The sequence below is a fragment of the Streptomyces sp. NA02950 genome (assembly GCF_013364155.1).
Classification (GTDB): domain Bacteria; phylum Actinomycetota; class Actinomycetes; order Streptomycetales; family Streptomycetaceae; genus Streptomyces.
Map to the genome: position 1 here is coordinate 7,160,001 of NZ_CP054916.1, position 26,022 is coordinate 7,186,022.

General features: G+C 72.4%; 19 protein-coding genes and 2 rRNA genes (1 of these 21 cut by a window edge). 17 read left to right on the top strand and 4 right to left on the bottom strand.

All coding sequences use genetic code 11. From position 1 onward, the window contains the following. The 4 genes from HUT19_RS31490 to HUT19_RS31505 form a co-directional block, all read left to right on the top strand. Positions 1 to 990, top strand: a 23S ribosomal RNA gene (locus HUT19_RS31490); it begins 2,134 nt to the left of the window's first position. A 109-nt stretch (positions 991 to 1,099) separates the two neighbouring features. Further along, positions 1,100 to 1,216 (top strand): 5S ribosomal RNA (gene rrf / locus HUT19_RS31495). A gap of 223 nt (positions 1,217 to 1,439) precedes the next feature. After that, positions 1,440 to 2,375, top strand: a complete 936-nt coding sequence (locus HUT19_RS31500; RefSeq protein WP_176183705.1) for a hypothetical protein — start codon at positions 1,440 to 1,442, stop codon at positions 2,373 to 2,375. Continuing rightward, positions 2,354 to 3,175, top strand: coding sequence for a tetratricopeptide repeat protein (locus HUT19_RS31505; RefSeq protein ID WP_217712295.1), 822 nt, complete (start codon positions 2,354 to 2,356; stop codon positions 3,173 to 3,175). The genes HUT19_RS31500 and HUT19_RS31505 overlap by 22 nt, the downstream gene beginning before the upstream one ends. A gap of 84 nt (positions 3,176 to 3,259) precedes the next feature. On the opposite strand, the gene HUT19_RS31510 is transcribed toward HUT19_RS31505, so the two are convergent. Beyond that, the gene (locus tag HUT19_RS31510) at positions 3,260 to 4,546 is read right to left on the bottom strand and encodes a DUF1015 family protein (protein WP_176183706.1); all 1,287 of its coding nucleotides are present in this window, start codon (positions 4,544 to 4,546) and stop codon (positions 3,260 to 3,262) included. 79 nt (positions 4,547 to 4,625) lie between these two features. Here HUT19_RS31510 and HUT19_RS31515 point away from each other — a divergent pair, with 79 nt between their 5' ends. The 4 genes from HUT19_RS31515 (at position 4,626) to HUT19_RS31530 (ending at position 8,937) form a co-directional block, all read left to right on the top strand. Next, positions 4,626 to 5,690: an HAD-IIA family hydrolase gene (locus HUT19_RS31515; protein ID WP_176183707.1), complete on the top strand. Its 1,065-nt coding sequence runs from the start codon at positions 4,626 to 4,628 to the stop codon at positions 5,688 to 5,690. Between the two features lie 138 nt (positions 5,691 to 5,828). Beyond that, on the top strand, positions 5,829 to 6,875 hold the full coding sequence (locus HUT19_RS31520) for an iron ABC transporter permease (protein ID WP_254886249.1): 1,047 nt from the start codon (positions 5,829 to 5,831) through the stop codon (positions 6,873 to 6,875). A gap of 14 nt (positions 6,876 to 6,889) precedes the next feature. Beyond that, complete coding sequence (locus HUT19_RS31525; protein ID WP_176187516.1) at positions 6,890 to 7,933, top strand: iron chelate uptake ABC transporter family permease subunit; 1,044 nt, start codon at positions 6,890 to 6,892, stop codon at positions 7,931 to 7,933. Between the two features lie 38 nt (positions 7,934 to 7,971). Next, entirely contained in the window at positions 7,972 to 8,937 is a 966-nt protein-coding gene (locus HUT19_RS31530) for an ABC transporter ATP-binding protein (protein ID WP_254886250.1), read from the top strand. Here the strand turns inward: HUT19_RS31530 and HUT19_RS31535 are convergent. Beyond that, positions 8,885 to 9,232: a sterol-binding protein gene (locus tag HUT19_RS31535; protein ID WP_176183709.1), complete on the bottom strand. Its 348-nt coding sequence runs from the start codon at positions 9,230 to 9,232 to the stop codon at positions 8,885 to 8,887. The genes HUT19_RS31530 and HUT19_RS31535 overlap by 53 nt on opposite strands. A 76-nt stretch (positions 9,233 to 9,308) precedes the next feature. Between HUT19_RS31535 and HUT19_RS31540 the strand changes: the two genes are divergently transcribed. The 6 genes from HUT19_RS31540 (at position 9,309) to HUT19_RS31565 (ending at position 16,538) form a co-directional block, all read left to right on the top strand. Continuing rightward, positions 9,309 to 9,743 carry a hypothetical protein gene (locus HUT19_RS31540; RefSeq protein ID WP_254886251.1) on the top strand — a complete coding sequence of 145 codons (435 nt, stop codon included), beginning with the start codon at positions 9,309 to 9,311 and terminating at the stop codon, positions 9,741 to 9,743. Between the two features lie 42 nt (positions 9,744 to 9,785). Beyond that, entirely contained in the window at positions 9,786 to 10,661 is an 876-nt protein-coding gene (locus tag HUT19_RS31545; RefSeq protein WP_176187518.1) for a TlyA family RNA methyltransferase, read from the top strand. Next, complete coding sequence (locus HUT19_RS31550; protein ID WP_176183711.1) at positions 10,658 to 11,680, top strand: NAD kinase; 1,023 nt, start codon at positions 10,658 to 10,660, stop codon at positions 11,678 to 11,680. The genes HUT19_RS31545 and HUT19_RS31550 overlap by 4 nt, the downstream gene beginning before the upstream one ends. 341 nt (positions 11,681 to 12,021) lie before the next feature. Continuing rightward, complete coding sequence (recN, locus tag HUT19_RS31555; protein ID WP_176183712.1) at positions 12,022 to 13,773, top strand: DNA repair protein RecN; 1,752 nt, start codon at positions 12,022 to 12,024, stop codon at positions 13,771 to 13,773. 350 nt (positions 13,774 to 14,123) lie between these two features. Continuing rightward, on the top strand, positions 14,124 to 15,248 hold the full coding sequence (locus tag HUT19_RS31560) for a glycosyltransferase family 4 protein (protein ID WP_176187520.1): 1,125 nt from the start codon (positions 14,124 to 14,126) through the stop codon (positions 15,246 to 15,248). 126 nt (positions 15,249 to 15,374) lie between these two features. Then, on the top strand, positions 15,375 to 16,538 hold the full coding sequence (locus tag HUT19_RS31565; RefSeq protein WP_176183713.1) for a glycoside hydrolase family 64 protein: 1,164 nt from the start codon (positions 15,375 to 15,377) through the stop codon (positions 16,536 to 16,538). A 17-nt stretch (positions 16,539 to 16,555) separates the two neighbouring features. On the opposite strand, the gene HUT19_RS31570 is transcribed toward HUT19_RS31565, so the two are convergent. Beyond that, positions 16,556 to 18,211, bottom strand: coding sequence for a PucR family transcriptional regulator (locus HUT19_RS31570; protein ID WP_176183714.1), 1,656 nt, complete (start codon positions 18,209 to 18,211; stop codon positions 16,556 to 16,558). A gap of 69 nt (positions 18,212 to 18,280) precedes the next feature. Then, entirely contained in the window at positions 18,281 to 20,095 is a 1,815-nt protein-coding gene (locus HUT19_RS31575) for a glycoside hydrolase family 15 protein (protein ID WP_176183715.1), read from the bottom strand. A 471-nt stretch (positions 20,096 to 20,566) separates the two neighbouring features. Between HUT19_RS31575 and HUT19_RS31580 the strand changes: the two genes are divergently transcribed. The 3 genes from HUT19_RS31580 to HUT19_RS31590 all read left to right on the top strand — a co-directional run bounded on the left by HUT19_RS31580 (position 20,567) and on the right by HUT19_RS31590 (position 25,835). Then, the gene (locus HUT19_RS31580; RefSeq protein WP_176183716.1) at positions 20,567 to 22,222 is read left to right on the top strand and encodes a CTP synthase; all 1,656 of its coding nucleotides are present in this window, start codon (positions 20,567 to 20,569) and stop codon (positions 22,220 to 22,222) included. A gap of 79 nt (positions 22,223 to 22,301) precedes the next feature. Further along, entirely contained in the window at positions 22,302 to 22,928 is a 627-nt protein-coding gene (locus HUT19_RS31585; protein WP_176183717.1) for an NUDIX hydrolase, read from the top strand. Between the two features lie 843 nt (positions 22,929 to 23,771). Further along, positions 23,772 to 25,835, top strand: coding sequence for a tetratricopeptide repeat protein (locus HUT19_RS31590; protein ID WP_254885879.1), 2,064 nt, complete (start codon positions 23,772 to 23,774; stop codon positions 25,833 to 25,835). Positions 25,836 to 26,022 lie beyond the last annotated feature (187 nt).

Consider the following 26,022-nt stretch of genomic DNA (forward strand, 5'->3'; position numbering starts at 1 on the left):
GTAACTATAACCATCCTAAGGTAGCGAAATTCCTTGTCGGGTAAGTTCCGACCTGCACGAATGGCGTAACGACTTCTCGACTGTCTCAACCATAGGCCCGGTGAAATTGCATTACGAGTAAAGATGCTCGTTTCGCGCAGCAGGACGGAAAGACCCCGGGACCTTTACTACAGCTTGATATTGGTGTTCGGTTCGGCTTGTGTAGGATAGGTGGGAGACTGTGAACTCTGGACGCCAGTTCAGGGGGAGTCATTGTTGAAATACCACTCTGGTCGTGCTGGATGTCTAACCTGGGTCCGTGATCCGGATCAGGGACAGTGTCTGGTGGGTAGTTTAACTGGGGCGGTTGCCTCCTAAAGGGTAACGGAGGCGCCCAAAGGTTCCCTCAGCCTGGTTGGCAATCAGGTGTTGAGTGTAAGTGCACAAGGGAGCTTGACTGTGAGACTGACGGGTCGAGCAGGGACGAAAGTCGGGACTAGTGATCCGGCGGTGGCTTGTGGAAGCGCCGTCGCTCAACGGATAAAAGGTACCCCGGGGATAACAGGCTGATCTTCCCCAAGAGTCCATATCGACGGGATGGTTTGGCACCTCGATGTCGGCTCGTCGCATCCTGGGGCTGGAGTCGGTCCCAAGGGTTGGGCTGTTCGCCCATTAAAGCGGTACGCGAGCTGGGTTTAGAACGTCGTGAGACAGTTCGGTCCCTATCCGCTGTGCGCGTAGGAGTCTTGAGAAGGGCTGTCCCTAGTACGAGAGGACCGGGACGGACGAACCTCTGGTGTGCCAGTTGTCCTGCCAAGGGCATGGCTGGTTGGCTACGTTCGGGAGGGATAACCGCTGAAAGCATCTAAGCGGGAAGCCTGCTTCGAGATGAGGGCTCCCACCCACTTGATGGGTTAAGGCTCCCAGTAGACGACTGGGTTGATAGGCCAGATATGGAAGCCGGGTGACCGGTGGAGTTGACTGGTACTAATAGGCCGAGGGCTTGTCCTCAGTTGCTCGCGTCCACTGTGTGGTTCCCGGGTTGCGAACAGTCGCACCGGTGAACCAGTTCCACCTTATTAATTGAAGAGTGTGCTTGTTCGCTAGAACCCGATAGGGTTTCGGTGGTCATTGCGTTAGGGAAACGCCCGGTTACATTCCGAACCCGGAAGCTAAGCCTTTCAGCGCCGATGGTACTGCAGGGGGGACCCTGTGGGAGAGTAGGACGCCGCCGAACAATCTTTGGAGGACCCTTGGTCCCAGCGTTCAACGCTGGGACCAAGGGTCCTTTTGTTTTTGCTGTTTCCGCGCCGGCGCGACCGGTGCGGGAGAATGACTGAAGTACCTCAAGACAGGAGTCACGCCGATGTCCACCAACTCTCCCGACGACCGGTCGGAGCGCGAGCCGCGCCGCCGGGACGGCGGCGACCGGCGGGACTTCCGCGACTCCGACCCCCGCCGTGACCGCGACCGTGGTGGTTTCCGTCGTGATGACCGCCGTGATGACCGTGGCGGTTTCCGTCGTGATGACCGGCGCGACGATCGTCGTGATGACCGTCCGCGCGCCCCGCGTCGTGATGACGATCGTGGTGGCCGACCCGGTGGCGGTGGCTTCGGGCGCCGTGATGACCGTGGCGGTCGGCCCGGCGGCTATGAGCGTCGTGATGACCGTCCGCGCGGTCCGCGCCGTGATGACCGCGACGGTGGGTTCCGCCAGGGCGGGTTCCGGCGTGACCGCGATGACCGTCCCGGCTTCCGCCGTGATGACGATCGTGGTGGCTTCCGCCGTGATGATCGCCGTGATGACCGTGGTGGTTCCCGGCGTGACGATCGCCGCGATGACCGTCCCCGTGGCCCGCGTCGTGATGATGACCGTGGTGGCTTCCGTCGTGGTGACCGCCGTGATGACGATCGTGGTGGTTTCCGTCGTGATGATCGCCGGGACGACCGTGGCGGGTTCCGTCGTGACGATCGCCGGGACGAGCGTCGCGGTGATCGCCGTGATGACCGTGGGGGTTACCGGCGCGATGACCGTCGGGACGATCGCGGTGGCTTCCGTCGTGATGACCGTCGTGATGACCGATCGTCGTTGCGGCGCGACGACCGCCGCGATGAGCGGCCCTCGTTCCGGCGTGATGACCGCCGGGACGAGCGTCGTGATGACCGCCGTGACGACCGTGGCGGGTTCCGGCGCGATGGCCGGGACGGCCGTGACGATCGCGGGCCGCGTCGTCCGTACGGGTACGGTCAGGGCCGCGGGCGCGAGGACCGGCCCGGCGGTGGCTTCAAGGGGCGTCGTGACGACCGTTCCGGCGGCTACGGGCGCCGTGACGACCGGGCCCGGGAGCGCGGCGACCGCGAGCCGATCAAGCGGTTGCCGATCCCGGAGGACGTGACCGGCGACGAGATCGACAAGGCCGTGCGGCAGGAGCTGATGAGCCTGCCGAAGACGCTCGCGGAGGACGTGGCGAAGAACCTCGTCATGGTCGCCAAGCTGCTCGACACCGAGCCCGAGCAGGCGTACCAGTACGCCCGTATCGCGCTGCGGCTCGCCTCCCGGGTGGCCGCCGTGCGCGAGGCCGCCGGGTTCGCGTCGTACGCCGTGGGGAAGTACTCCGAGGCCCTCGCCGAGTTCCGGGCGGCCCGGCGGATGACCGGCAATGCTGAGCTGTGGCCGGTGATGGCCGACTGCGAGCGTGGCATGGGCCGTCCCGAGCGGGCGCTCGCCATGGCCGGTGAGCCCGAGGTGCAGAAGCTGGACCGGGCCGGTCAGGTCGAGATGCGGCTGGTGGCCGCCGGTGCCCGCCGTGACATGGGCCAGGCCGACGCCGCCGTGGTGACCTTGCAGAGCCAGGAGCTGGCCTCGCACTCCGTCCAGCCGTGGACCGCGCGGCTGCGCTATGCGTACGCCGACGCGCTGCTGGCCGTGGGACGCGAGGACGAGGCCCGCGAGTGGTTCGCCAAGGCGCTCGAGGCCGATCAGGGTGGGACCACGGACGCGTCGGACCGGCTCGCGGAGCTGGACGGTGTGGAGTTCGTGGACGCTCTCGACCCCGACGAGGCGGTCCAGGACGAGGCCAACGACGAGGTCGAGGCCCAGGCCCCCGACATTGCCGAGGTGCCCGAGCCGGAGGAGGCCGTCGAGGTGGTCGAGGAGCGGGCCGCCGAGGAGCAGCAGGACGGCGACGACCGCTGACAGCATGACGAGGGCGGAACCCGGCCACGGGTTCCGCCCTCGTCGCTCTCCGGTTCCGGTTCCGGTTCCGGTTCCGGTTCCGGGTCAGCCCAGCGTCAGACTGCGCAGCACCAGCCCCGTGGCGGGCTTCGGTCCGAAGGACGTCGACTTGTGCGGCATGGCGACGCCCTGGCGGGCCAGGTCGTGGACGACGTCCTCGTCCACCGGATGCATCAGCACCGCCGTGCCGCCCAGCCGCTCCGCCTGCTCGACCGCGGCTTCCGCGTCGTGGATGTAGCCGATGTGCTCGGGCGCGTCCGGGACGTTCCAGAGGTGGTCCAGCAGGACCGAGTGGAGGATCGTCGCGTCCAGGGTGCGCCATGCCTCCGGGCGCCCCCCGGGGACCGTACGGGCCAGCAGCTCGGCGTCGGGGCGGTCCAGGAGGTGGAAGCGTCCGTCCCCGGTGAGCAGGAAGGCGTTTCCGCCGGGCTGTGCGGCCGTGGCCTCGGCCAGCGCGTCGAGGGCGCGCGGCAGTGGGCCGTCGATCTCCTGGATCCGGAAGGCGTGGCCCGCCGCGGCCAGGGCCTTGGCGGGCGGCAGCCGCCGCAGCAGCCGGTGGATGGCCCGGACCCGGAGCGGGTAGCGGGTGGTGTCCACGAGCAGGACGAGTCCGTAGTCCCACGGGCCGGGCTCCGGCCGCTCCTCGCGCAACCGCAGATAGGTGGCCCAGCGGTGGTGGCCGTCGGCGATGAGCGCCTGGTGGCGGCGGAGGTCGGTGGCGATCTCGACGAGGTCGCCCGGATCGGTCAGCCGCCACAGATGGTGGTCGATGCCGTCCTCGGTGGTCGTGGACAGCAACGGTTCGCGGTGCACGGTGCGTTCGATGACATGGGCGGCACCGCTCGCCCCGCCGTTGCCGCGGTAGGCGAGCAGCAGGGGCTCCAGATTGGCCGCGGTGGCGCGCATCAGATCGGCGCGGTCCTCGACGATATGCGGCATGACCTCCTCGTGCGGGAGGACGACGCCCTCCTCGCGGGGGCTCAGCCGGAGGGCACCGATCAGACCGCGCTGGAGGGTCGGGCCGTCGCGCTGTTCATAGATGTAGAGCGCCGGTTCCGGGTCGGCGGCGAGGATGCCGTCGGCCTGCCAGCGGCGCAGCGTCTCGGCGGCCTGCCGGTGGCGGTCGGCGGGGGTGCCGGCCTGCGGCAGGATCAACCGGACGATGTTGTAGGGGTCCGCGGTCTCGAGTTCGCGCAGACCGTCGGGCCGAACTACCACGTCATAGGGCGGGGAGGTGACAGCGGCGATGCTGCTGACCCGTTCCGCCGCGTAGCGCAGCCCACGGAACGGGGTGAGCTGGAGACCTTGCCCGCCAGGCCCTGGAATGCTCATTTGAGAATGCTATGCCCCGTACGGGGATGGGCGATGATCGGGGGAGAAGCGCACAGATCTGCGAGGAGTGTGTCCATCCATGAACCAGACCGCCGTCCGGACCCGGCCCGAGGGCAGTCAGCGGCCGCTGAACGAGGTGTACGACACCGCCCTGCTGGACCTCGACGGGGTGGTGTACGCCGGTGGTGAGGCGATCGACCACGCCGTGGAGGCGCTGGGCACCGTGCGGGACGACGGGATGCGGCTGGCGTATGTGACCAACAACGCACTGCGTACACCGCAGGCGGTGGCCGAGCACCTGACCCGCCTCGGGGTGCCCGCCGAGCCCGCTGATGTGATCACCTCGGCGCAGGCGGTGGCCCGCCTGATCGCCGAGCAGATGCCGTCGGGCGCACGGGTGCTGGTGATCGGCGGGGAGGGGCTGCGGGTGGCGCTGCGCGAGCGCGGTCTGACGCCGGTGGAGTCGGCGGACGACGATCCGGCGGCGGTGGTGCAGGGGTACGGCGGTCCGGACCTGCCCTGGTCCCGGCTCATGGAGGCGGGGTACGCGGTGGGGCGCGGGGTGCCGTGGTTCGCGTCCAACACGGATCTGACGATTCCGAGCGGACGGGGTATCGCCCCGGGCAATGGCGCGGCGGTGGAAGTCGTACGGATCGTCACCGGCAGGTCTCCGCAGGTGGCGGGGAAGCCGTTGCCGCCGATGCACCGGGAGACGGTCCTGCGGACCGGTGCCCGGCGGCCGTTGGTGGTGGGGGACCGGCTGGACACCGATATCGAGGGGGCGTACGCGGGCGAGGTGGACTCGCTGCTCGTGCTGACCGGGGTGACGGACGCGGCGCAGTTGCTGGCGGCCGGGCCGGAGCACCGGCCGACGTATGTGGACCGCGACTTGAGGGGGCTGCTCGCCGCCCAGCCGGAGGTGGAGCCCGCCGGGGGCACCGACGGCGCCGGGGGTGGCGCCGCGGACGGTTTCCGGTGCGGAGGCTGGAGGGCCCGGGTGCACGACGGCGCGCTGCTGCTGGAGGGCGACGGGGGCGAGCCGCTGGACGGGCTGCGGGCGCTGTGCGCGGCGGCCTGGACCGCGGCGGGTGACGGTGTGAGCTCCGCGGACCCGGGGAAGGCTCTGGCACGCCTGGGGTGGTGAGCCCATCCGCTGTGGCGGTCAGCCGACTCGAGGGGACCTCGCGGTTTCCGGCGCCCGCCCGGGTACGGACATTGAGGCTTAGGGTACCCTAACCTAAGTCTTGACCGGCCGTGCTGTGAGGTGGAGTTCCGCGTGACCCTGGTCAGTCCGGTGAAAACCGGGACCGAGACAGCGACCGCGCCACCCGGACCGCGCCGCACCGCGCGTCGAGCGGCCGGGCTGGCCGCCTCGGTCGCCGTGCTGCTGGTGGTCGTCGCTGCCAGCGTCGCCATCGGCGCCAAGCCGATCCCCCTGGACGAGGTCTGGCACGGGCTGTTCCACTACAGCGGTGCGAACAGCGATGTCGTGATCCGGGACGTACGGGTGCCGCGCACCGTTCTCGGGCTGCTCGTCGGCATCGGTCTCGGGCTCTCCGGCGCGGTCATCCAGGCGCTCACCCGCAATCCTTTGGCCGACCCCGGAGTGCTGGGCCTGAGCACGGGCGCGGCCGCCGCGGTCGTCTCCGCGATCAGCTTTCTCGGTATCACCTCGCTGACCGGCTATGTGTGGTTCGCCTTCCTCGGCACCGCCGCGGCCTCCGTGCTGGTGTACGCGCTCGGCGGCAGCCGCGGGGCCACCCCGGTGCGGCTCGCGCTCGCGGGCACGGCCGTGTACGCCGCGCTCTACGGATACGTCAACGCCGTTCAGCTGCTGGACGGGGTGGCGCTCGACAAGATGCGCTTCTGGATGGTCGGTTCGCTCGCCTCCGCGAACATGACGATCGTCCAGCAGGTCTCGCCGTTCCTGCTGGCCGGGTCGGTGCTCGCGCTGGCCCTCGCCCGCCCGCTGAACGCCATGGCGCTCGGCGACGACACCGCCCGCGCGCTCGGCACCCATCTGGGCCGTACCCGGGCGCTGTCGATGCTGGCCGTCACCCTGCTGTGCGGGGCCGCGACCGCCGCCTGCGGGCCGATCGCGTTCGTCGGGCTGATGGTGCCGCATCTGGTGCGCGCGCTCACCGGCCCCGATCTGCGCTGGATCCTGCCGTACGCCGCGGTGCTCTCACCGGTGCTGGTGCTGGGCGCCGATGTGATCGGCCGGGTGGTCGCCCGGCCCGCCGAACTCCAGGTCGGGGTCGTCACCACCTTCATCGGCGGTCCCGTCTTCATCCACCTCGTACGCCGCCGAAGGATGGCCCAACTGTGAACGCGAGCAAGCGCATGACGCCCAGGACGCGCGGCGTGACGCTGCGCACCCGCGGGTTCTCGCTGCGCCTGGACCCGCGCGGGGCGATCGTCGGTCTGCTGCTGATCGCCGTGGCGCTGGCGATGAGCGTCGTCCTCATCGGCACCGGCGACTTCCCCATCGCTCCCGCCGATGTCATCCGCACCCTGACCGGCGACGGCAACGCGGCCCAGGACTTCGTCATCAACGAGCTGCGGATGCCGCGGGTGCTGGTGGGCCTGCTGGTCGGTGCGGCCCTCGGGCTGGCCGGTGCCCTCTTCCAGAGCATCTCCCGCAATCCGCTGGGCAGTCCGGATGTGATCGGCTTCGGACAGGGCTCGGCCGCCGGGGCGCTCGCGGTCATCGTGCTCTTCCAGGGCGGCCCCGGGGCGGTCGCGGCCGGGGCCGTCGTCGGCGGTCTGGTGACCGGGGTCGGGGTCTACGCACTGGCGTGGCGGCGCGGCGTACACGGCTACCGGCTGGTGCTCGTCGGCATCGGCGCCTCCTCGATGCTCAGCGCGGTCAACGGCTATCTGCTGACCAAGGCCGATCTCCCGGACGCCACCCGTGCGGTGGTGTGGCTGACCGGTTCGCTCAACGGGCGCGACTGGAGCCAGGTCTGGCCGCTGGCCCTGGTCTGCGCGGTGCTGCTGCCCGTGGTGCTGGGGCACGCCCGGGGCCTGCGGATGCTGGAGATGGGCGACGACAGCGCCTACGCGCTCGGGGTGCGGGTGGAGCGGACCCGGCTGGTGCTGATGCTCGCGGCCGTCGTGCTCACCGCCTCCGCCACGGCCGCCGCCGGGCCGGTCGCCTTCGTGGCGCTCACCGCCCCGCAGCTGGCCCGTCGGCTCACCCGCTCCGCCGGGCCGAATCTGCTGCCCTCGGCCTGGATGGGCGCAGGGCTGCTGATCACCGCCGACTGGTCCGCGCAGCGGCTGTTCGGGGCCGATCAGCTGCCGGTGGGTGTGCTCACCGGGATGCTGGGCGGCGGCTATCTGCTCTGGCTGCTGGTGACCGAGCGCAAGGCGGGGCGGATATGAGGACACACAACGGCGCGGACGGAGACCCGGAACACACCATGGACCAGGACACCCGGCAGAACAAGGACGCCCGGCGGAGCAAGGAGCCCCAGCGGCTGGTGGCCGAGGGGCTCACCCTCGCCTACGACCGCCGTACGGTCGCCGAGGACCTCTCCGTCACCATCCCGGACCACTCCTTCACGGTGATCGTCGGACCCAACGCCTGCGGCAAGTCCACCCTGCTGCGCGCCCTGTCCCGGATGCTCAAGCCCGCCGCCGGAGCGGTACTGCTGGACGGCACGGCGATCGGCTCGCTGCCCGCCAAGAAGGTCGCCCGCACCCTCGGACTGCTGCCCCAGTCCTCCATCGCCCCGGACGGGATCACCGTCGCCGACCTGGTCGCCCGCGGCCGCTATCCGCACCAGGGGCTGCTGCGCCAGTGGTCGGAGACGGATGAGCGGATCGTCCAGGAGTCGATGGAGGCCACCGGTGTGGGCGAGTTGGGCGACCGCTATGTCGACGAGCTCTCCGGCGGCCAGCGCCAGCGGGTGTGGATCGCCATGGCCATCGCCCAGCAGACCCCGCTGCTGCTGCTCGACGAGCCCACCACCTATCTGGACATCCAGCACCAGATCGATGTGCTGGACCTGTGCGCCCAGCTCCACGAGGAGCAGGGCCGTACCCTCGTGGCGGTCCTCCACGACCTCAACCACGCCGCCCGCTACGCCACCCATCTGATCGCGATGCGTGACGGAGTGGTGGTGGCCGAGGGCGCACCGGGTGAGGTGGTCACCGCGGAGCTGGTGGAGCGGGTCTTCGGACTGCGCTGCCAGGTGATCGACGATCCGGAGACCGGCACCCCGCTGGTCATACCGGCCGCCCGCCGGGCCCGTACCCGCGGTGCGCCGGGTGTCCCGGACGCGGCCGGTCCCCCGGCCCGGGTGGACGACGAGCCCCGTCAGCTGTCGGCGGCTACAGCAGTTTCCGCAGCCGGACCAGATCCAGCAGGCCCGCCTCCAGCTTGACCCGGCCGCTGCCCCACGCCCGGGCGAAGTGCAGCTCACCGTCGACCAGCGCCACCAGGTCGTCCCCGGTCATCGCCAGCCGGATCTGCGCACGCTCGGGCGGCGGGCCGGACAGCGTCGTCACGTCCTCGATCCGGCTGTCCACCAGACGGCCGACGAAGGTGGTGTCGAGGTCGGTGATCCAGCAGCTCACCGAGCGGTCGAGCGCGGCGGCGCCGCGGAGGTCGCCGTTCGCGCCCGCGAGGTTCTCCGCCAGTTTGTCGAGTGCGTCACGGCACTGATCCAAGGTCGCCATCGCGATGACCGTACCCCAGGTCGCGCACGTCGGAGAACGTACGGTTCGCGGTAGCGTCGGGGCCATGAGTGAGCCGATGCCGGGCCTGCGGCCCGGAGCAGAGTCCGGCGCCGGGGCCGTGCCGGACCCCATGGCGGACCCGGCGCGGCGGCCCGCGGCCGAACCGGTCCCCAAGGCCGCCGAGCCCCTGGAGACCGCCGAGGCCCCGGACGTCCCGGGAGCCGTGGGTCCACAGGCCCCGGAGGCCGCCGAACTCCCGGATACCGCCGAGGCACCGACGGCTGCCGAGGCCGCCGGGCCCGCGGATCCGGCCCCGCTCGGCGTCCCCCGTACCCCCACCGGCGTCCCCGAGGTCGACGCGCGTCTCGACCGGCTGGCCGATGCCGACCACCTCGGGACGGGCGAACATCTGGAGGTGTACGAGGATGTGCACCAGGGCCTGCGCGACACGCTGACGGCACTCGACCGGCGGCCCGGACCTCCAACCCCCGCCCCGCACGGCCCCGCTTGACCAACTCCGGAACCGACCTCAGGAGCTGAACCACCCGTGGCAGTGACCCGCCCACGACGCGTACGACTCGACGCGGAGCTGGTGCGCCGTAAGCTGGCCCGTTCCCGTGAGCACGCCGGCCAGCTGATCGCCGCGGGCCGGGTCACCGTCGGCGGGACGACCGCGACCAAGGCCGCCACCCAGGTGGAGACCAGCGCGGCCGTCGTGGTGATCAAGGACGACAGCGACCCGGAGTACGTCTCGCGCGGCGGCCACAAGCTGGCGGGCGCGTTCCTCGCCTTCAGCGAGGAGTACCGGAGCGGCCCGGGCGCCGGGACCCAGGGTGCCGACGTCCGGCCCGTCCCCGGGGCGGCGCTCGAGGTCGCCGGACGGCGGGCGCTGGACGCGGGCGCGTCCACCGGTGGCTTCACCGACGTCCTGCTGCGCGCGGGCGCCTCCGGTGTGGTCGCCGTGGATGTCGGATACGGACAGCTCGCGTGGTCTCTCCAGAACGATGAACGCGTGACCGTTTTGGACCGTACGAACGTACGCGAGCTGACGCTGGAACAGATCGGAGGGGAGCCCGTGGACCTGGTCGTCGGCGATCTCTCCTTCATTCCGCTGGGGCTGGTGCTGCCCGCCCTGGTGCGCTGTGCCGCGCCCGACGCCGATCTGGTGCTGATGGTCAAACCGCAGTTCGAGGTCGGCAAGGAACGGCTCGGCAGCGGCGGTGTCGTCCGCAGCCCCGAACTGCGCGCCGAGGCGGTGCGCACGGTGGCGGAACAGGCGGCGGGGCTCGGGCTGGGAGTGCTGGGTGTGACGGCCAGCCCGCTGCCCGGACCATCGGGCAACGTCGAGTACTTTTTGTGGATGCGCGCCGGGGCGCCGGCACTGAACCCGGCCGATGTTGACCGTGCAGTGGCGGAGGGGCCGAGTTGACCACTTCAGAAGCAGCGTCGGAAGCGGCGGATCGAACCGGTCAGGCCGGGGAGGCTGGTCCGGCAGGGGACGCGGACCGCGCCGACGCACCCGCACCCGCTCCCGGGACGCCGACGGCCGAGCCGACGGCCAAGCGCACCGTCTTCCTGCTCGCGCACACCGGCCGCCCCGCGGCCATCCGCAGCGCGGAACTGGTGGTGCAGGGGCTGCTGCGCAGCGGTATCGGGGTGCGGGTGCTCGCCGCGGAGGCCGCGGACCTGCCGCTGCCGCCCGCGGTCGAGCTGGTCGAGGCGGGCCGGGACGTTCTCGACGGCTGTGAGCTGCTGGTGGTGCTCGGCGGGGACGGGACGCTGCTGCGCGGGGCGGAGTTCTCGCGGATCTCCGGTGTGCCGATGCTCGGCGTCAACCTGGGCCGGGTCGGCTTCCTCGCCGAGGCCGAGCGCGATGACCTGGACAAGGTCGTGGACCGGGTGGTGACCCGGCAGTACGAGGTCGAGGAGCGGATGACGATCGATGTACTCGTCCGCAACGACGGCCACATCGTGCACACCGACTGGGCGCTGAACGAGGCGTCGGTGGAGAAGGCCGCGCGCGAGCGGCTGCTCGAGGTCGTCACCGAGGTCGACGGCCGCCCGGTGTCCCGCTTCGGCGGCGACGGTGTGGTGTGCGCGACCCCGACCGGTTCGACGGCGTACGCCTTCTCGGCGGGCGGCCCGGTGGTCTGGCCCGAGGTGGAGGCGCTGCTGATGGTGCCGATCAGCGCGCACGCCCTGTTCGCCAAGCCGCTGGTGACCACGCCGGACTCGGTGCTCGCGGTGGAGGTGCAGCCGCAGACGCCGCACGGGGTGCTGTGGTGCGACGGGCGCCGCACGGTGGAACTGCCCGCGGGGGCGCGGGTGGAGGTGCGGCGGGGTGCCGTACCGGTGCGGCTGGCGCGGCTGCACCATGCGTCGTTCACCGACCGGCTGGTGGCCAAGTTCGCGCTCCCGGTGGCGGGCTGGCGCGGCGCGCCCCACTAGTGCCGCGTCAGCCGAGGTACGCCCGGTGGCGAGGCGTCCCCTGGTGCGTGCGATCGCAAGGCGGCCGGAGAAGCCCTCGTAGGGGGCCTGCTCGGGCTACGGCCAACGCAGCGAGAGGGGGCACCTCCCAGCGGTAGCTGGGGGAGCGTGCCAGGGCGGCGAGCGGGACGAACCTCGGCTGACAGGGCCCCAGGCCACGTCCGGCGGGTCTCATCGGGTCCGCGAAGAGCTCGGCGGGACAGCACCTGGCCCCGGGCGTAGGGCCCCGTCCGACCGGTCATCTGTGCGGGCGGAACCCGGAAGGTGAGCCCCGTCGTCGCGTCGGACCGGTCAAACCTCGTATGGTCTTGCACGTGCTGGAGGAGATGCGGATACGTGCGCTGGGCGTCATCGACGACGCGGTCGTCGAGCTGTCGCCCGGCTTCACCGCGGTGACCGGTGAGACCGGCGCGGGCAAGACCATGGTGGTCACCAGCCTGGGGCTGCTGCTGGGCGGCCGCGCCGACGCCACCCTGGTGCGGATCGGCGCCAAGGCGGCGGTCGTCGAAGGGCGGATCACGGTCGACGCGCGCTCGACGGCGGCCGTACGGGCCGAGGAGGCGGGCGCCGAACTGGACGACGGCGCGCTGCTGATCAGCCGTACGCTCTCCGCCGAAGGCCGTTCACGCGCCCATGTGGGCGGCCGGTCGGTCCCCGTGGGGCTGCTGGGCGAGCTGGCCGACGACCTGGTGGCCGTGCACGGTCAGACCGATCAGCAGGGTCTGCTGCGGCCCGCCCGGCAGCGCGAGGCGCTGGACCGGTACGCGGGCGAGGCGGTCGCCGGGCCGCTGGAGAAGTACGGGGGCGCCTACCGCCGACTGCGCGCCGTCACCACCGAGCTGGAGGAGCTGACCACCCGCGCCCGCGAACGCGCTCAGGAAGCCGATCTGCTCCGCTTCGGGCTCGAGGAGGTGGCCGCCGCCGAGCCCCGCGCGGGGGAGGACACCGAGCTGGCCGCCGAGGCCGAGCGGCTGGGCCACGCCGAGGCCCTCGCCTCCGCCGCCGCCGTCGCCCACGCCGCCCTCGCCGGGAACCCGGAGGACCCCGAGGGTGTGGACGCCACCACTCTGGTCGGCGGTGCCCACCGCGCCGTGGAGGCCGTACGCTCCCACGACCCGGCGCTCGCCGGGCTCGCCGACCGGATCGGCGAGGTCGGCATCCTGCTGTCCGACGTCGCCCAGGAACTGGCGGGCTACGCCGACAACCTCGACGCCGATCCGCTGCGGCTGGCCGTCGTCGAGGAGCGCCGCGCGGCGCTGGCCCAGCTGACCCGGAAGTACGGCGAGTCCATCGCGGACGTGCTGGCCTGGGCGGAGGAGGGCGCGGCCCGGCTGGCCGAACTGGACGGTGACGACGACCGCATCGGCGAGCTGACCGCCGAGCGCGACGCGCTGCGCACCGAACTCGGCGAGCTGGCGCAGACGCTCACCGACGCCCGGACCGAGGCCGCGGCCCGGTTCGCCGAGGCGGTCACCGCCGAACTGGCCGAACTGGCCATGCCGCACGCCCGCGTGACCTTCGCCATCCGCCAGACCGACGCCGCGGACGAGACGGCGGGCATCGAGGTGGGCGGCCGGGCCGTCCTCTACGGACCGCACGGCGCCGACGAGGTCGAGCTGCTGCTCGCCCCCCACCCCGGCGCCCCGCCCCGCCCGATCGCCAAGGGTGCTTCCGGCGGTGAGCTGTCGCGGGTGATGCTCGCGGTCGAGGTGGTGTTCGCCGGTTCCGATCCGGTGCCGACGTATCTCTTCGACGAGGTGGACGCGGGCGTCGGCGGCAAGGCCGCGGTCGAGGTGGGCCGCCGGCTGGCCCGGCTGGCCCGCTCGGCGCAGGTCGTGGTGGTCACACATCTGCCCCAGGTCGCGGCCTTCGCCGACCGGCACCTGGTGGTGGAGAAGACCAACGACGGGTCGGTGACCCGCAGCGGGGTGAAGGCCATGGAGGGCGAGGACCGCGTACGGGAGCTGTCGCGGATGCTGGCGGGCCAGGAGGATTCGGAACTGGCGCGGGCGCACGCCGAAGAGCTGCTGGAGGCGGCGCGCGCCGGACGCTGAGGCCGCGGGCATGGAACGCCGCCGCGCGCTCCGCGGGAAGTGCGGCGAGCTGCCCGTGGGGAAGTGCCCTGAGGTGCCGTCGTTCGTCCGCGGCCGCATCGTGGCCGGTCGTGCGGTTCCCCGCACCCCCGTGGCGGGGACGGCCGGCGGGCCGCACTCCCGGGGTCACCCGTACGGGTGGTACTGCGGACGTACGGCCGAGTCAGGGCCGGGCGCCCCGCGCGGGCATTGCCGCGGCGGCGCCGCGAGTGCTGGCATTCTTGGGCCCAGCGCACTCGTACCGCCCGCACCGCCGCGCCCCATCCCCGACCCTATATCGCCTCAGGAGCTCCGCCCGCGTGAGCAGTACCGTGAGCACCACCCCGGTCCCGCCGCACGGGCAGCCGTCGCTGCACGCCGTCCAGGTGCTGGGGAGGGGTGGTCGGGGCAGCGGGGTGCATGTGCGGTCGCTGTCGGCCGGGTTGGTCGCGCGCGGGCTGCGGGTGACCGTGTGCGGGCCCTGGAGCGCCGAACTGGGGTACGGCTTCACCGAGGCGGGCGCGCGCTTCGCCGCCCTCGACGCGCTGACCGACGCCGGAAGCGTCGCCTCGCTGCGCGCGGCCTCGGTCGGCGCCGGGCTGGTGCACGCCCACGGGCTGCGCTCCGGGTTGCTGGCCGCGATGGCCCTGCGGGGCCGCCGCGTCCCGCTGATCGTCACCTGGCACACCACGGTGGACGCCGACGGGGCGCGGGCGCCGGTGGTCCGGATGATGGAGCGCAAGGTGGCACGTACCGCCGCGATCGTGCTGGGTACCTCATCGGACCTGGTGGACCGGGCCCGCGCCCGGGGTGCCCGTGACGCGCGGCTGGCACCGGTCGCGGTCCCGGTACAGCGCGGGGCGGGCGACGGCGACGAGCAGAAGGCGCGGGCCGAACTGGGCGCCGTGGAGCGGCCGTTGCTGGTCGCGGCGGGCCGTCTGGAGGCGGCGGCGGGCTTCGGTCCGCTGCTGGACGCCGCCCGTCGGTGGCGTGCGCTGGACCCGCAGCCGATGCTGGTGATCGCGGGGGAGGGGCCGGACCGTGCGCTGCTCCAGCGCAGGATCGAGGCGGAGGTGCTGCCGGTGCGGCTGCTCGGCCGCCGGGACGATGTGCCGGAGCTGCTCGCCGCGGCCGATGTCGCGGTGCTCTCCAGCCGCTGGGAGGCGCGTTCGCCGCTCGCCCAGGAGGCGCTGCACGCGGGGGTGCCGCTGGTCGCCACGGCCGTGGGCGGAGTGCCCGAACTGGTCGGCGACGCGGCCGAACTGGTGCCGTACGGCGATCCGGAGGCGCTGGCGGACGCCGTGGCCGGGTTGCTCGCCGACCCGGCGCGCCGGGTGGCGCTGGCCGCCGCCGGGCGGGCGCGGGCGGCCGGTTGGCCGACCGAGGACGACACGGTGAGTCATGTCCTCAGCGTGTACGACGAATTGGTGCAGACCTTTTGGCGTCAAGGGGGTTGACGGCCCTCGCGGTGATGGGCAGGGTGCTGCCCAGTCGCCGTGAGAGAGCGCTCTCAGCCGTGCTGTCCATCACCCCCCCCGCGCACTTGTCCCGGCAACCCCCACGACGCCGAGGAGCACATCACCATGATCAGTCGCCGAAAACTGCTGGGTTCGTTCGCCGCGACCGCGGCCGCCGCAGGTTCCGGTCTCGCCCTCACCGGCGGCCGGGCCGACGGCGCCCAGAGCGCCGCCACCCTGCCGATCACCGTCGTCAACCGCACCGGTCAGTTCGCCAATACGTCGATATGGCTCTACATCGTCGGTAACGAGGGCGGACGCCAGGTCAGGGTGACGCCCGACGGCCGACTCGCCCCTGTCGCCCTGTCCGACAACGGCGCCGACGGCTGGACCGACTACGCCATCCCGCTGGCCGGGAGCGGTGACACCAAGCTGACCCTGCCGCGGATGTCCGGCCGGATCTATGTCGCGTTGGGCTCCCGGCTGAAGTTCAAGGCGGTCACCGACGGCGCGGGCAACGCCGCCCTCCAGTACCCGGCCGGCTGGGTCTCCGGGGACCCCAACTACCAAGTCCTGCACGACTGTGCGGAGTTCACCTTCAACGCCGACGGCATGTTCTGCAACACCACCATGGTGGACATGTTCAGCGTGCCGCTGGCGATCCGCCTCACCGGAGCCAAGGACCAGACCACCGGCACCCTCAAGGACGGTGCCCGCGACAAGGTGTTCTCCGGCCTCGCCGCGACCGACGCCTTCGGCCCGCTGGTGCTCGGCGACCGGCTGCGGGTGATCGCCCCGGGGCACGGTCTGGGCGCCGGACTGTTCCCGCAGGACTACTTCGCGTCCTACATCGACACGGTGTGGGACACCTACGGAGCGAAGGACCTCAAGGTCACCACCAACGCGGGCACCTTCACCGGCCGGGTCGGTGGCGGCAGGCTCTCCTTCACCGGTCCCGCCACCGTCTCCTTCGCCAAACCCTCCACCAAGGACGTGCTGTTCTGCGACGGCGCGCTGGCCGCGCCCAACGACGGGACGACCGGCCCGGTCGCGGCCATCCTCGGCGCGGCCTTCAACCGCACCACCCTGCACAGCGCGGCCGCCCAGCCGGTCACCGACCCGGGCGCCTTCTACACCGGGCGGATCACCCACCACTACGCCAAGGCCATGCACGCGGCCACCGCCGACGGCAAGGCCTACGGCTTCGCCTTCGACGACGTCGCCGACTTCGCGTCCTACATCCAGGACACCGCGCCGACCGGGCTCACCCTCACCCTGACCCCGTTCTGATCCGGCGGCCGGGCCCGTCAGCGGACATGGCGGCGGGCCTGGAGCGCAACCCCCAGCGCAAGCACCGTCTGGGGGTCCTCCAGGTCGCTGCCCAGCAGCCGCGAGATCCGGGCCAGCCGGTCGTACAGGGTCTGGCGGTTGAGGTGCAGCGCGCGGGCCGTCTCCGCCTTGCGGCCCGCATGCCGCAGATAGACCTCCAGCGTCGGCACCAGCGGCGGCCGGGCCGTACGGTCATGGGCGAGGAGCGGCCCGATCACCCGGTCGACGAAGGCGGCCAGATCCCCGTGCTCACGCAGTCGCCACAGCAACAGATCGACATCCAGGCTCCGTACGTCGTACCAGTCCCGGTCCTGAAGCCCCCGCGCCGCGTTGGCCGCCTCCGCCGCATGCCGCAGCTCGGCCCCCGCCGCCTCCCAGCCGACCGCGAGACCGGCGATCACCACCGGCGGCCGTGAACCCGCCCGGTCCGGCCAGGCCCGCTCCACCGCGGTCCGCACGCCCGCCGCGATCCGCTCGGCGACCGCACCGCGCTCCGCCGCGTCCCGCAGCCCCGCCAGCAGCGGCACCCGGCCCTCCGGAAGCCGCACCCCCAGCAGCACCGGCACCCCCACCGCCGCCAACTCCTCCTGGAGCGCATGGGCCAGCGCCGCCCAGCTCTCCCCGCCGCCCAGCGGACGCATATCCTCCGCGAGCCGCGTCACCACCGGCAGCAGCGGGCCGTCGCCCGGCCGGAAGCCCAGCACCCGCGCCTGGGCGGGCGCCTCCGCCGGCTTGATCCAGCCCTCCGCGAGATCGGTGAGGAAATCGCCGCGGCCCCGGGCCGCCAACTCCTCCTCCTGGCGGGCCCGCAGCAGCACCACCGCCAGCAGATCCGCCGTCCGCTCGGCCGCGATCCGGTGCACCGGCCCCAGCGGCCCGGCCACCGGCAGCACGGTCAGCCGGGCCCGTACCGCCCCCGGCCCGTGTCCACCGCCCGGGATGTCCGCGAGCACACTGCCCGCCGGGGGCTCCGGCGGCTCGGCCGCCCGGCGCGCCCGCATCCCCTCCCACACCTGGAGCGGATCGGCGAGCCCCGGCCGGGCCGCCTCCTCGCCCGGCCCCGCCGCGTACAGCAGATGCCCGTCGGGGGTCTCCAGGAAGACCGGGTTGGCCGCGAACCGGGCGAAGTGGCGCAGGATCTCCGGTACCCCGCCGCCGCGCAGCAGCACCTCGGTCGCCTGGCGGTGCACCACATCGGCCTGGCGCAGCAGGGCGTAGTGCTCGTTGACGATCTCGGTGTGGATCTCCTCGGTGACCGCCACGAACGGCACCTCGCGATGGAGCTGCACCAGCGGCAGCCCGCAGGAGCGCGCGGTGTCCACCACCGGCCCCGGCAGCGCACGGAACCGCGCCCCCAGCTCCACCACCAGCGCCGCGATCCCCCGCTCGGCCAGTCTGCGGACGAAGGCGCGCTGCTCGGCCGGGCGCGGTCCGACGCCGAGCCCGGTGGTCAGCAGGAGTTCCCCGCCGCGCAGCAGCGCCGCGATATTGGGCGCCTCACCCGCGTGCACCCAGCGCACCGGCCGGTCCAGCAGGTCTTCCCCGGACACGACCTCCGGGAGCCCGCGGCGCAGCGCCGGAAGGTCGAGCGCCCGCGCCACGGTGATCGTCCCCTGGGGACCCTGCGGTTCCATGGTCAGGACGTTACCCGGCGCGGGCGTCGTGGGCCGGTGGGCGAGGGCGCCCGGGGCCGGTGGGCGCGGTCAGCCGCCGTACGCGCCGGAGGCGGTCAGCCGCAGCGCGGTGTCGATCAGCGGCACATGGCTGAACGCCTGCGGGAAGTTGCCCACCTGCCGCTGGAGCCGCGGGTCCCACTCCTCGGCCAGCAGCCCCAGGTCGTTGCGGAGCGCGAGCAGCTTCTCGAAGAGCTTGCGGGCCTCGTCCACCCGGCCGATCATCGCCAGGTCGTCGGCGAGCCAGAACGAGCAGGCCAGGAACGCCCCTTCATCGCCCTCGAGACCGTCCACGCCCGCGTCCTCACCGGCCGTGGGATAGCGCAGCACAAAGCCGTCGGGGGTGGACAGCTCACGCTGGATCGCCTCGATGGTGCCGATGACGCGCTTGTCGTCCGGCGGCAGGAAGCCCATCTGCGGAATGAGCAGCAGGGAGGCGTCCAGCTCCTTGGAGCCGTAGGACTGGGTGAAGGTGTTGCGCTCGGCGTCGTAGCCCTTCTCGCACACATCCCGGTGGATCTCGTCGCGCAGATCCCGCCAGCGCTCCAACGGGCCGTCCACATCGCCCGATTCGATCAGCTTGACGGTGCGGTCCACCGCGACCCAGGCCATCACCTTGGAGTGCACGAAGTGGCGGCGCGGACCGCGCACCTCCCAGATGCCCTCGTCCGGCTCGTCCCAGTGCTCCTCGAGGTAGCGGATCAGCTTCAGCTGGAGCACGCTCGCGTAGTCGTTACGCGCCAGGCCGGTCATATGGGCCAGGTGCAGCGCTTCGGTGACCTCGCCGTAGACGTCCAGCTGGAGCTGGCCCGCCGCGCCGTTGCCGACCCGGACCGGCTGGGAGCCCTCATAGCCGGGCAGCCAGGTCAGCTCGGCCTCCGACAACTCCCGCTCGCCCGCGATCCCGTACATGATCTGGAGGTTCTCCGGGTCGCCCGCGACCGCGCGCAGCAGCCACTCGCGCCAGGCGCGGGCCTCCTCGCGGTAGCCGGTGCGCAGCAGCGAGGAGAGGGTGATCGCCGCGTCCCGCAGCCAGGTGAAGCGGTAGTCCCAGTTGCGGACGCCGCCGATGTCCTCGGGGAGGGACGTGGTGGGCGCCGCCACGATGCCGCCGGTGGGGGCGTAGGTGAGCGCCTTGAGGGTGATCAGCGAGCGGACCACCGCGTCCCGGTAGGGGCCGTGGTACGTGCAGTGCTCGACCCACTCGCGCCAGAACGCCTCGGTGGCCTCCAGCGCGGCCTCCGGCTCGGGCAGCGCGGGCTGGTCCTTGTGCGAGGGCTGCCAGCTGATGGTGAAGGCGATCCGGTCGCCGGGGGCGACCGTGAAGTCGGCGTAGGTGGTCAGGTCCCTGCCGTAGGTGTCCACGTCGGTGTCCAGCCACACGGAGTCGGGACCGGCGACCGCGACCGTGCGGGTGTCCACCTTGTGCACCCACGGCACGACCCAGCCGTAGGAGAAGCGCATCCGCAGCGCCGAGCGCATCGGCACCCGGCCGCTGACGCCCTCCACGATGCGGATCAGCTGCGGGGCGCCGTCGCGCGGCGGCATGAAGTCGATCACACGGACCGTGCCGCGCGGGGTGTCCCACTCCGACTCCAGGACCAGTGAGTCCCCCCGGTAGCGGCGGCGGTCGGCGGGCTGCGGTTCGCTGCCCGCGGCCTGGGCCGGAGCCAGCCGCCAGAATCCGTGTTCCTCGGTCCCCAGCAGACCGGCGAACACGGCATGGGAGTCGAAACGCGGCAGGCACAGCCAGTCGACCGTGCCGTCTCTGCAGACGAGGGCGGCGGTCTGCATATCACCAATCAGTGCGTAGTCCTCGATACGCCCGGCCACGTGCTTCCCCATTCGAACGGCCGTACAGCCCCGCGGGGCGTTCTTACGGTCTCGGAAATTCTCGACGAGCTCTTGTTCCGGGGGCGTGCTGGTGGTGCCGTGCCGGGGTGGCTCGCATGCGTGCGTCCGAGCAGGATACGACGGACAACGATGATCCGTTTGTGTTCGTCCATATCGTGGCTTGCATCTCACGGCCGATCGGGTGGCCGGGTCCCGCCGGACCCCGGCCGGCTCCTCCGCCAGGCCCGCCGGTCAGGTCCCCGGCCAGGCCCCCGGCCAGGTCACGCAAGGTGTCCGCGCGATTGCGCGGCCACGGCCGACAGCGGCCGCCCCGGGTCACTGATACCCTGGTAGCCCGTGGAGCGGCGGGCGCAAAACCCCCGAACCTCAGCGACGGCACCCCCCGATTTCCGGGGCAGCTGCCGGACCGCACCCTCACGACGCGACCACGGGAGCCCCCTCTTGGCCATTGCCGCTAAGCCCATGACGACCAAGCACCTCTTCGTCACCGGGGGTGTCGCTTCCTCACTCGGCAAGGGCCTGACCGCCTCCAGTCTGGGTGCCCTGCTCAAGGCGCGCGGTCTGCGCGTCACCATGCAGAAGCTCGATCCGTATCTGAACGTCGACCCGGGCACGATGAACCCCTTCCAGCACGGTGAGGTGTTCGTCACCAACGACGGCGCCGAGACCGACCTGGACATCGGCCACTACGAGCGCTTCCTCGACGTCGATCTCGACGGCTCGGCCAACGTGACCACCGGCCAGGTGTACTCGACCGTGATCGCCAAGGAGCGGCGCGGTGAGTACCTCGGTGACACCGTGCAGGTGATTCCGCACATCACCAATGAGATCAAGCATCGCATCCGCCGGATGGCCACCGACGACGTCGACGTGGTCATCACCGAGGTCGGCGGCACCGTCGGCGACATCGAGTCGCTGCCCTTCCTGGAGGCCGTCCGCCAGGTCCGCCACGAGGTCGGCCGGGACAACGTCTTTGTGGTGCACATCTCCCTGCTGCCCTACATCGGCCCCTCCGGTGAGCTGAAGACCAAGCCCACCCAGCACTCGGTCGCCGCCCTGCGCAACATCGGTATCCAGCCGGACGCGATCGTGCTGCGCGCCGACCGCGACGTACCCACCTCCATCAAGCGCAAGATCTCGCTGATGTGTGACGTGGACGACGCCGCCGTGGTCGCCGCCATCGACGCCAAGTCGATCTACGACATCCCCAAGGTGCTGCACTCCGAGGGTCTGGACGCCTATGTCGTCCGCAAGCTGGACCTGCCCTTCCGGGACGTGGACTGGACCCAGTGGGACGATCTGCTGGGCCGGGTCCACCAGCCCGACCACGAGGTCACCGTCGCACTCGTCGGCAAGTACATCGACCTGCCCGACGCCTATCTGTCGGTCACCGAGGCGCTGCGCGCGGGCGGCTTCGCCAACAGCGCCCGCGTCAAGATCAAGTGGGTCACCTCCGACGACTGCAAGACCGCGGCCGGTGCCCGGCAGCAGCTCGAAGGCGTCGACGCGGTCTGCGTCCCCGGCGGCTTCGGCGACCGGGGTGTGATCGGCAAGCTCGGCGCGATCACCTACGCCCGGGAGAACAAGATCCCGCTGCTGGGGCTGTGCCTCGGCCTCCAGTGCATCGTCATCGAGGCCGCCCGGAGCCTGGCGGGCATCGACGGCGCCAACTCCACCGAGTTCGAGCCCGCCACCACCGACCCGGTCATCTCCACCATGGCCGAACAGCTCGACATCGTCGCGGGCGAGGGCGACATGGGCGGCACCATGCGGCTGGGCATGTACCCGGCCAAGCTGGCCGAGGGCTCGATCGTCCGCGAGGTCTACGGCGGCCAGCAGTACGTCGAGGAGCGCCACCGCCACCGCTACGAGGTCAACAACTCCTACCGCGGCGAGCTGGAGAAGAAGGCCGGCATCGTGTTCTCCGGCACCTCCCCGGACAACAAGCTGGTCGAGTACGTGGAGTACCCGCGCGAGGTGCACCCCTACCTGGTCGGCACCCAGGCCCACCCCGAGCTGCGCTCCCGCCCCACCCGCCCGCACCCGCTCTTCGCGGGTCTGGTGAAGGCGGCGGTCGAGCGACAGACCGCTGCTCAGGGGCAGGGCGCCGGCGCCTGACCGATACGGTGGAACCCCGGGTGCGGGCCGCTCGCGGCCCGCACCCCGGCCATCGCACCGAGAGGACGCTGAGACACCCATGGGCATCCAGGACACCCCCGAGGAGTGGCAGGTCACTGCCACCGCCACGCCCTTCACCGGCAACAAGACGAGCGTGCGCACCGACGAGGTCGTGATGCCCGACGGCAGCCGGGTCAAGCGCGACTACCAGGTCCACCCCGGCTCGGTCGCCGTCCTCGCCCTCGACGAGGACGGGCGGGTCATCGTGGTGCGGCAGTACCGCCACCCGGTGCGCCGGCGGCTGTGGGAGATCCCGGCCGGGCTCCTCGACATCCCCGGCGAGAACCCGCTGCACGCCGCCCAGCGCGAGCTGTACGAGGAGGCGCACGTCAAGGCGGAGGACTGGCGCGTCCTCACCGACGTCTACACCTCGCCCGGCGGCACCGACGAGGCGGTGCGGATCTTCCTCGCCCGGGAGATCTCCACGGTTGAGGGCGAGCGCTTCGAGGTCTCCGAGGAGGAGGCCGACATGGAGACGGACCGTGTCCCGCTGGACGAGCTGGTCCGCGGCGTCCTCGCGGGCGAGCTGCACAACACCTGCCTCACGGTCGGCGTCCTGGCCGCGCGCGCCGCGCTGGACGGGGACGGCCTGGACGCCCTGCGCCCGTCGGACGCCCCGTGGCCGGCGCGCCCCTTCGAAGCCTGACCGACTTCCCGGCCCACCCTTTCCGAGCTCGCTCCGAGCCAGCTCCGACGATCAGTGGATCCGATGGAGTGATTTTCAGCCCGGTCCGCCGGTCGGGAGTGCCCGGTTCCTGACGCGGAGTGAACTACTCTCGTAAGCGCCGAAAGGGCACCCGCCCGCGAAGCCGTCGCGGGCTGCCGAAAGGCAGCGTGCGGCGCGAGTGGAGCCCCGGAGGTACGAGGGGTCGAGCACGGTCGACCGTCGACAGCGGCGCAGGCGCCCCGCGGGCGAACCGAGCCGCACCAACCCCGACCGCGACCGCGGCGGGCTCGTGATGCGCAGGTGGACGGGAGTGGGCCCGTGGCGGAGCAGGCGGTCGACACCGAAGGGGAGCCACCGGCCCCCCACCAACGCCCCGTGCCCGCACCGGCACCGGGCCCGCGTTCCGCGGGGCCGGGGACGGGAACGGGGTGTCCGGTCCGCTCTCGGGATGCGGAGTCGGGTACGGGTGTTGCGGGTCCGTCCCGCGCGGCGGGTCCGGTGTCCGGCGTGGCCGAAGCGGAGGTCTCGCGTTCCGCGGGGCCGGGCACCGGCACGGCGACGGCGGGTGCGGGCCGTGGCCCGGATCCCGTTGCGCGCGCAGACGCCGGGGGCTCGGCCCGTCGCCCGGCCTCGGGCACCGGTACCGGTACCGGCACCGGTGCGAGCGCTGCGGGCCCGGCCCGCTCCGCGGGTTCGGGCGCCGGGCCCGCGGCGGGCGCTGCTGCCCCGCCCCCGACTTCCGCGCGGCGCACCGCCGTTGGGCCGCCGGGACAGCGGCACGGTGCCGCGGACGGTGGGGTGTGGGGCGGGGCCACGCGGGCCGTGTTGTTCGCCGCGGCGGCCACCGTGGGCCAGGGGTTCGCGGGGCGGCGGCGGGAGTTGCTGTCGCTGCGGGCCGACATCGACCGCGCCGGTCTCGACACCCTCGCGGGCCGCAAGGCCGCCCGCAGCCGGGTGCTGCTGATCGCCGGGCGCCCCGGCTGGGGCCGTACCGCGCTGGCCGAGGAGTTGGTCCGGCGGCTCGCCGACGACTATCCCGACGGTGTGCTGAGCGCGCGGCTGATGACGTCCGGCGGGGAGCCGGTGCCCACCGCCCGCACCGCACGCGATCTGCTCGGCGAACTCGGGGTGACCGCCCCGCCGGGGGCGGACGAGGACGATCTCGGCGAGGCGCTGCGCGAGAAGCTGGCCGGCAAACGGCTTGTGCTGCTGCTCGACGACGTGACCGGTGCCGAGCAGGTGGACGCGCTGCTGCCCGACGAGCCCGGCTGCCTGGTCGTCGCCGTTTCGCGCGGTCCGCTGACCGGGGTGCCGGACGTCCGGCCGTGCACGGTCGGCGGGCTCGATGTGAGCGCCGCGGTCGGGCTGCTGGCGCAGTACGCCGGGCCCACCCGGATCACCTGCGACCCGGTGGCGGCGCAGGCGCTCGTCGAGGAGTGCGCCGGTCAGCCCGCCGCGCTGGTCCTGGCCGGTGGCTGGCTGGCCGTACGGCCCGAGGCGTCGGTGGCCGATCTGGTGACGCGGCTGCGTGAGCTGCCGCCGTCCTCGGCGGACGCCGACCCCGGCGTACGGCCGCTGGCCCGCACCTTCCGGCTGGTGTACGACGCGCTGCCGCCCGCCGCCGCCCGGATGCTGCGGCTGCTGGTGCTCGCGCCCGCCGGGTCGGCCGACGCACATGTCGCGTCCGCGCTGGCGGGATGCTCGGTCCAGGACGGTGAGGCGGCGCTCGAGGGGCTGGCCGGATGCGGGCTGCTGCGCCCGCGCGAGGACGGCCGGTACCAGGTGCCGGGCTGTCTGGAGCCGCTGCTGCGGGAGCTGCTGGAGTCCGTGGAGCGCCCGGCGGAGGTGGAGCTCGCCCGCGCCCGGATGCTGGAGCGAACCGTACGGCAGCTGCACGCGTGCCGGCTGGCCGCCGAACCGGTGGGCACTCCGGCTCGGAAACAGCTGGCCGAAATGCCCCGGCCGCTGCGGTTTCAGTCGTCGGCGGAGGCGGCCGACTGGCTGACGGCACGGCTGCCGGTGCTGCTGGAGGCGGCCCGGCTTGCCGTCGAGGCCGGTGAACTCGACACTCTGGCCCGGCGCCTGGTGGCCGCGCTCACCCATGCGCTCAGCGCTCACCGGGGCCCGGAGGGCGCCGCACCGGAGCTGTACGGGCTGCACCAGCTGGTGCTGGACGTGGCGGAGCGCCGTGATCTGCCGGTGGAGCGGGCGGCGGCCCTGCTCAATCTGGGCGACCTCGACGCCCGGGCGGACCGTGTCGATCAGGCGCTCACCCGCTACAAGGGCGCGCTGGAGGCCGCCCGCGAGGCGGGCGACGCGTATACGACCGGGCGGGCGCTGGAGTCCATCGGCGGTGTCTACCAGGAGCTGGCGGACTGGCACCGGGCCGCCGACTGGTACGGACGCGCCCTGGAGCTCCGGCTCAGCCGCCGGGACGTGGCCGCCGGGGCCAGGGTGTACGCACGGCTCGGCACCGTCCACGGTTACGCGGGCCGCTGGGCCGAGGCACTGCGCGACTGGCGCGCGGCGGCGGCCGCCTGCCGCCGGGCGGACGACCTGCCCGGATGCGCCCGGGCACTCAGCGGTACCGCCCGCGCCCAGGAGCAGACCGGGCGGACGCGGGACGCGCTGCGCAGCTGGGGTGAGGCGGTGACGGTCGCCCGGGGCTGCGGGGACACCCGGCTGCACAGGGAGCTGGCACTGCGTGCCGCGGAGGCCGTCGACCGGCTCGGTGGCGATCCTGCGGTGGTCCGGCTGCTGCGGCGGGAGGCGGAACGCGCCGAGGCACCCGACAGGCGCCTCTCACCTGAGGAATCACCGGGCACGGCACCCCCGGAGGCACACCGGGCCAGGGAGGAAGACGGGATCGACCTACGAAATCAGTAGTGGTCTCGCGAAAGATTGATGCATTGCAAGGCTAGACAGCGCGACGTCCTTCATTAGACTGGCTGTACCGCGAATGATGCGGTCGTCACCGGCATGCGGACGCGGCGTCCGGTTTGCATGTCCATGGCTGAGTCTGTCCGGCTGTGACGTTATATTCCGATTCCCCCCATTCAAGGACCGTGATCGA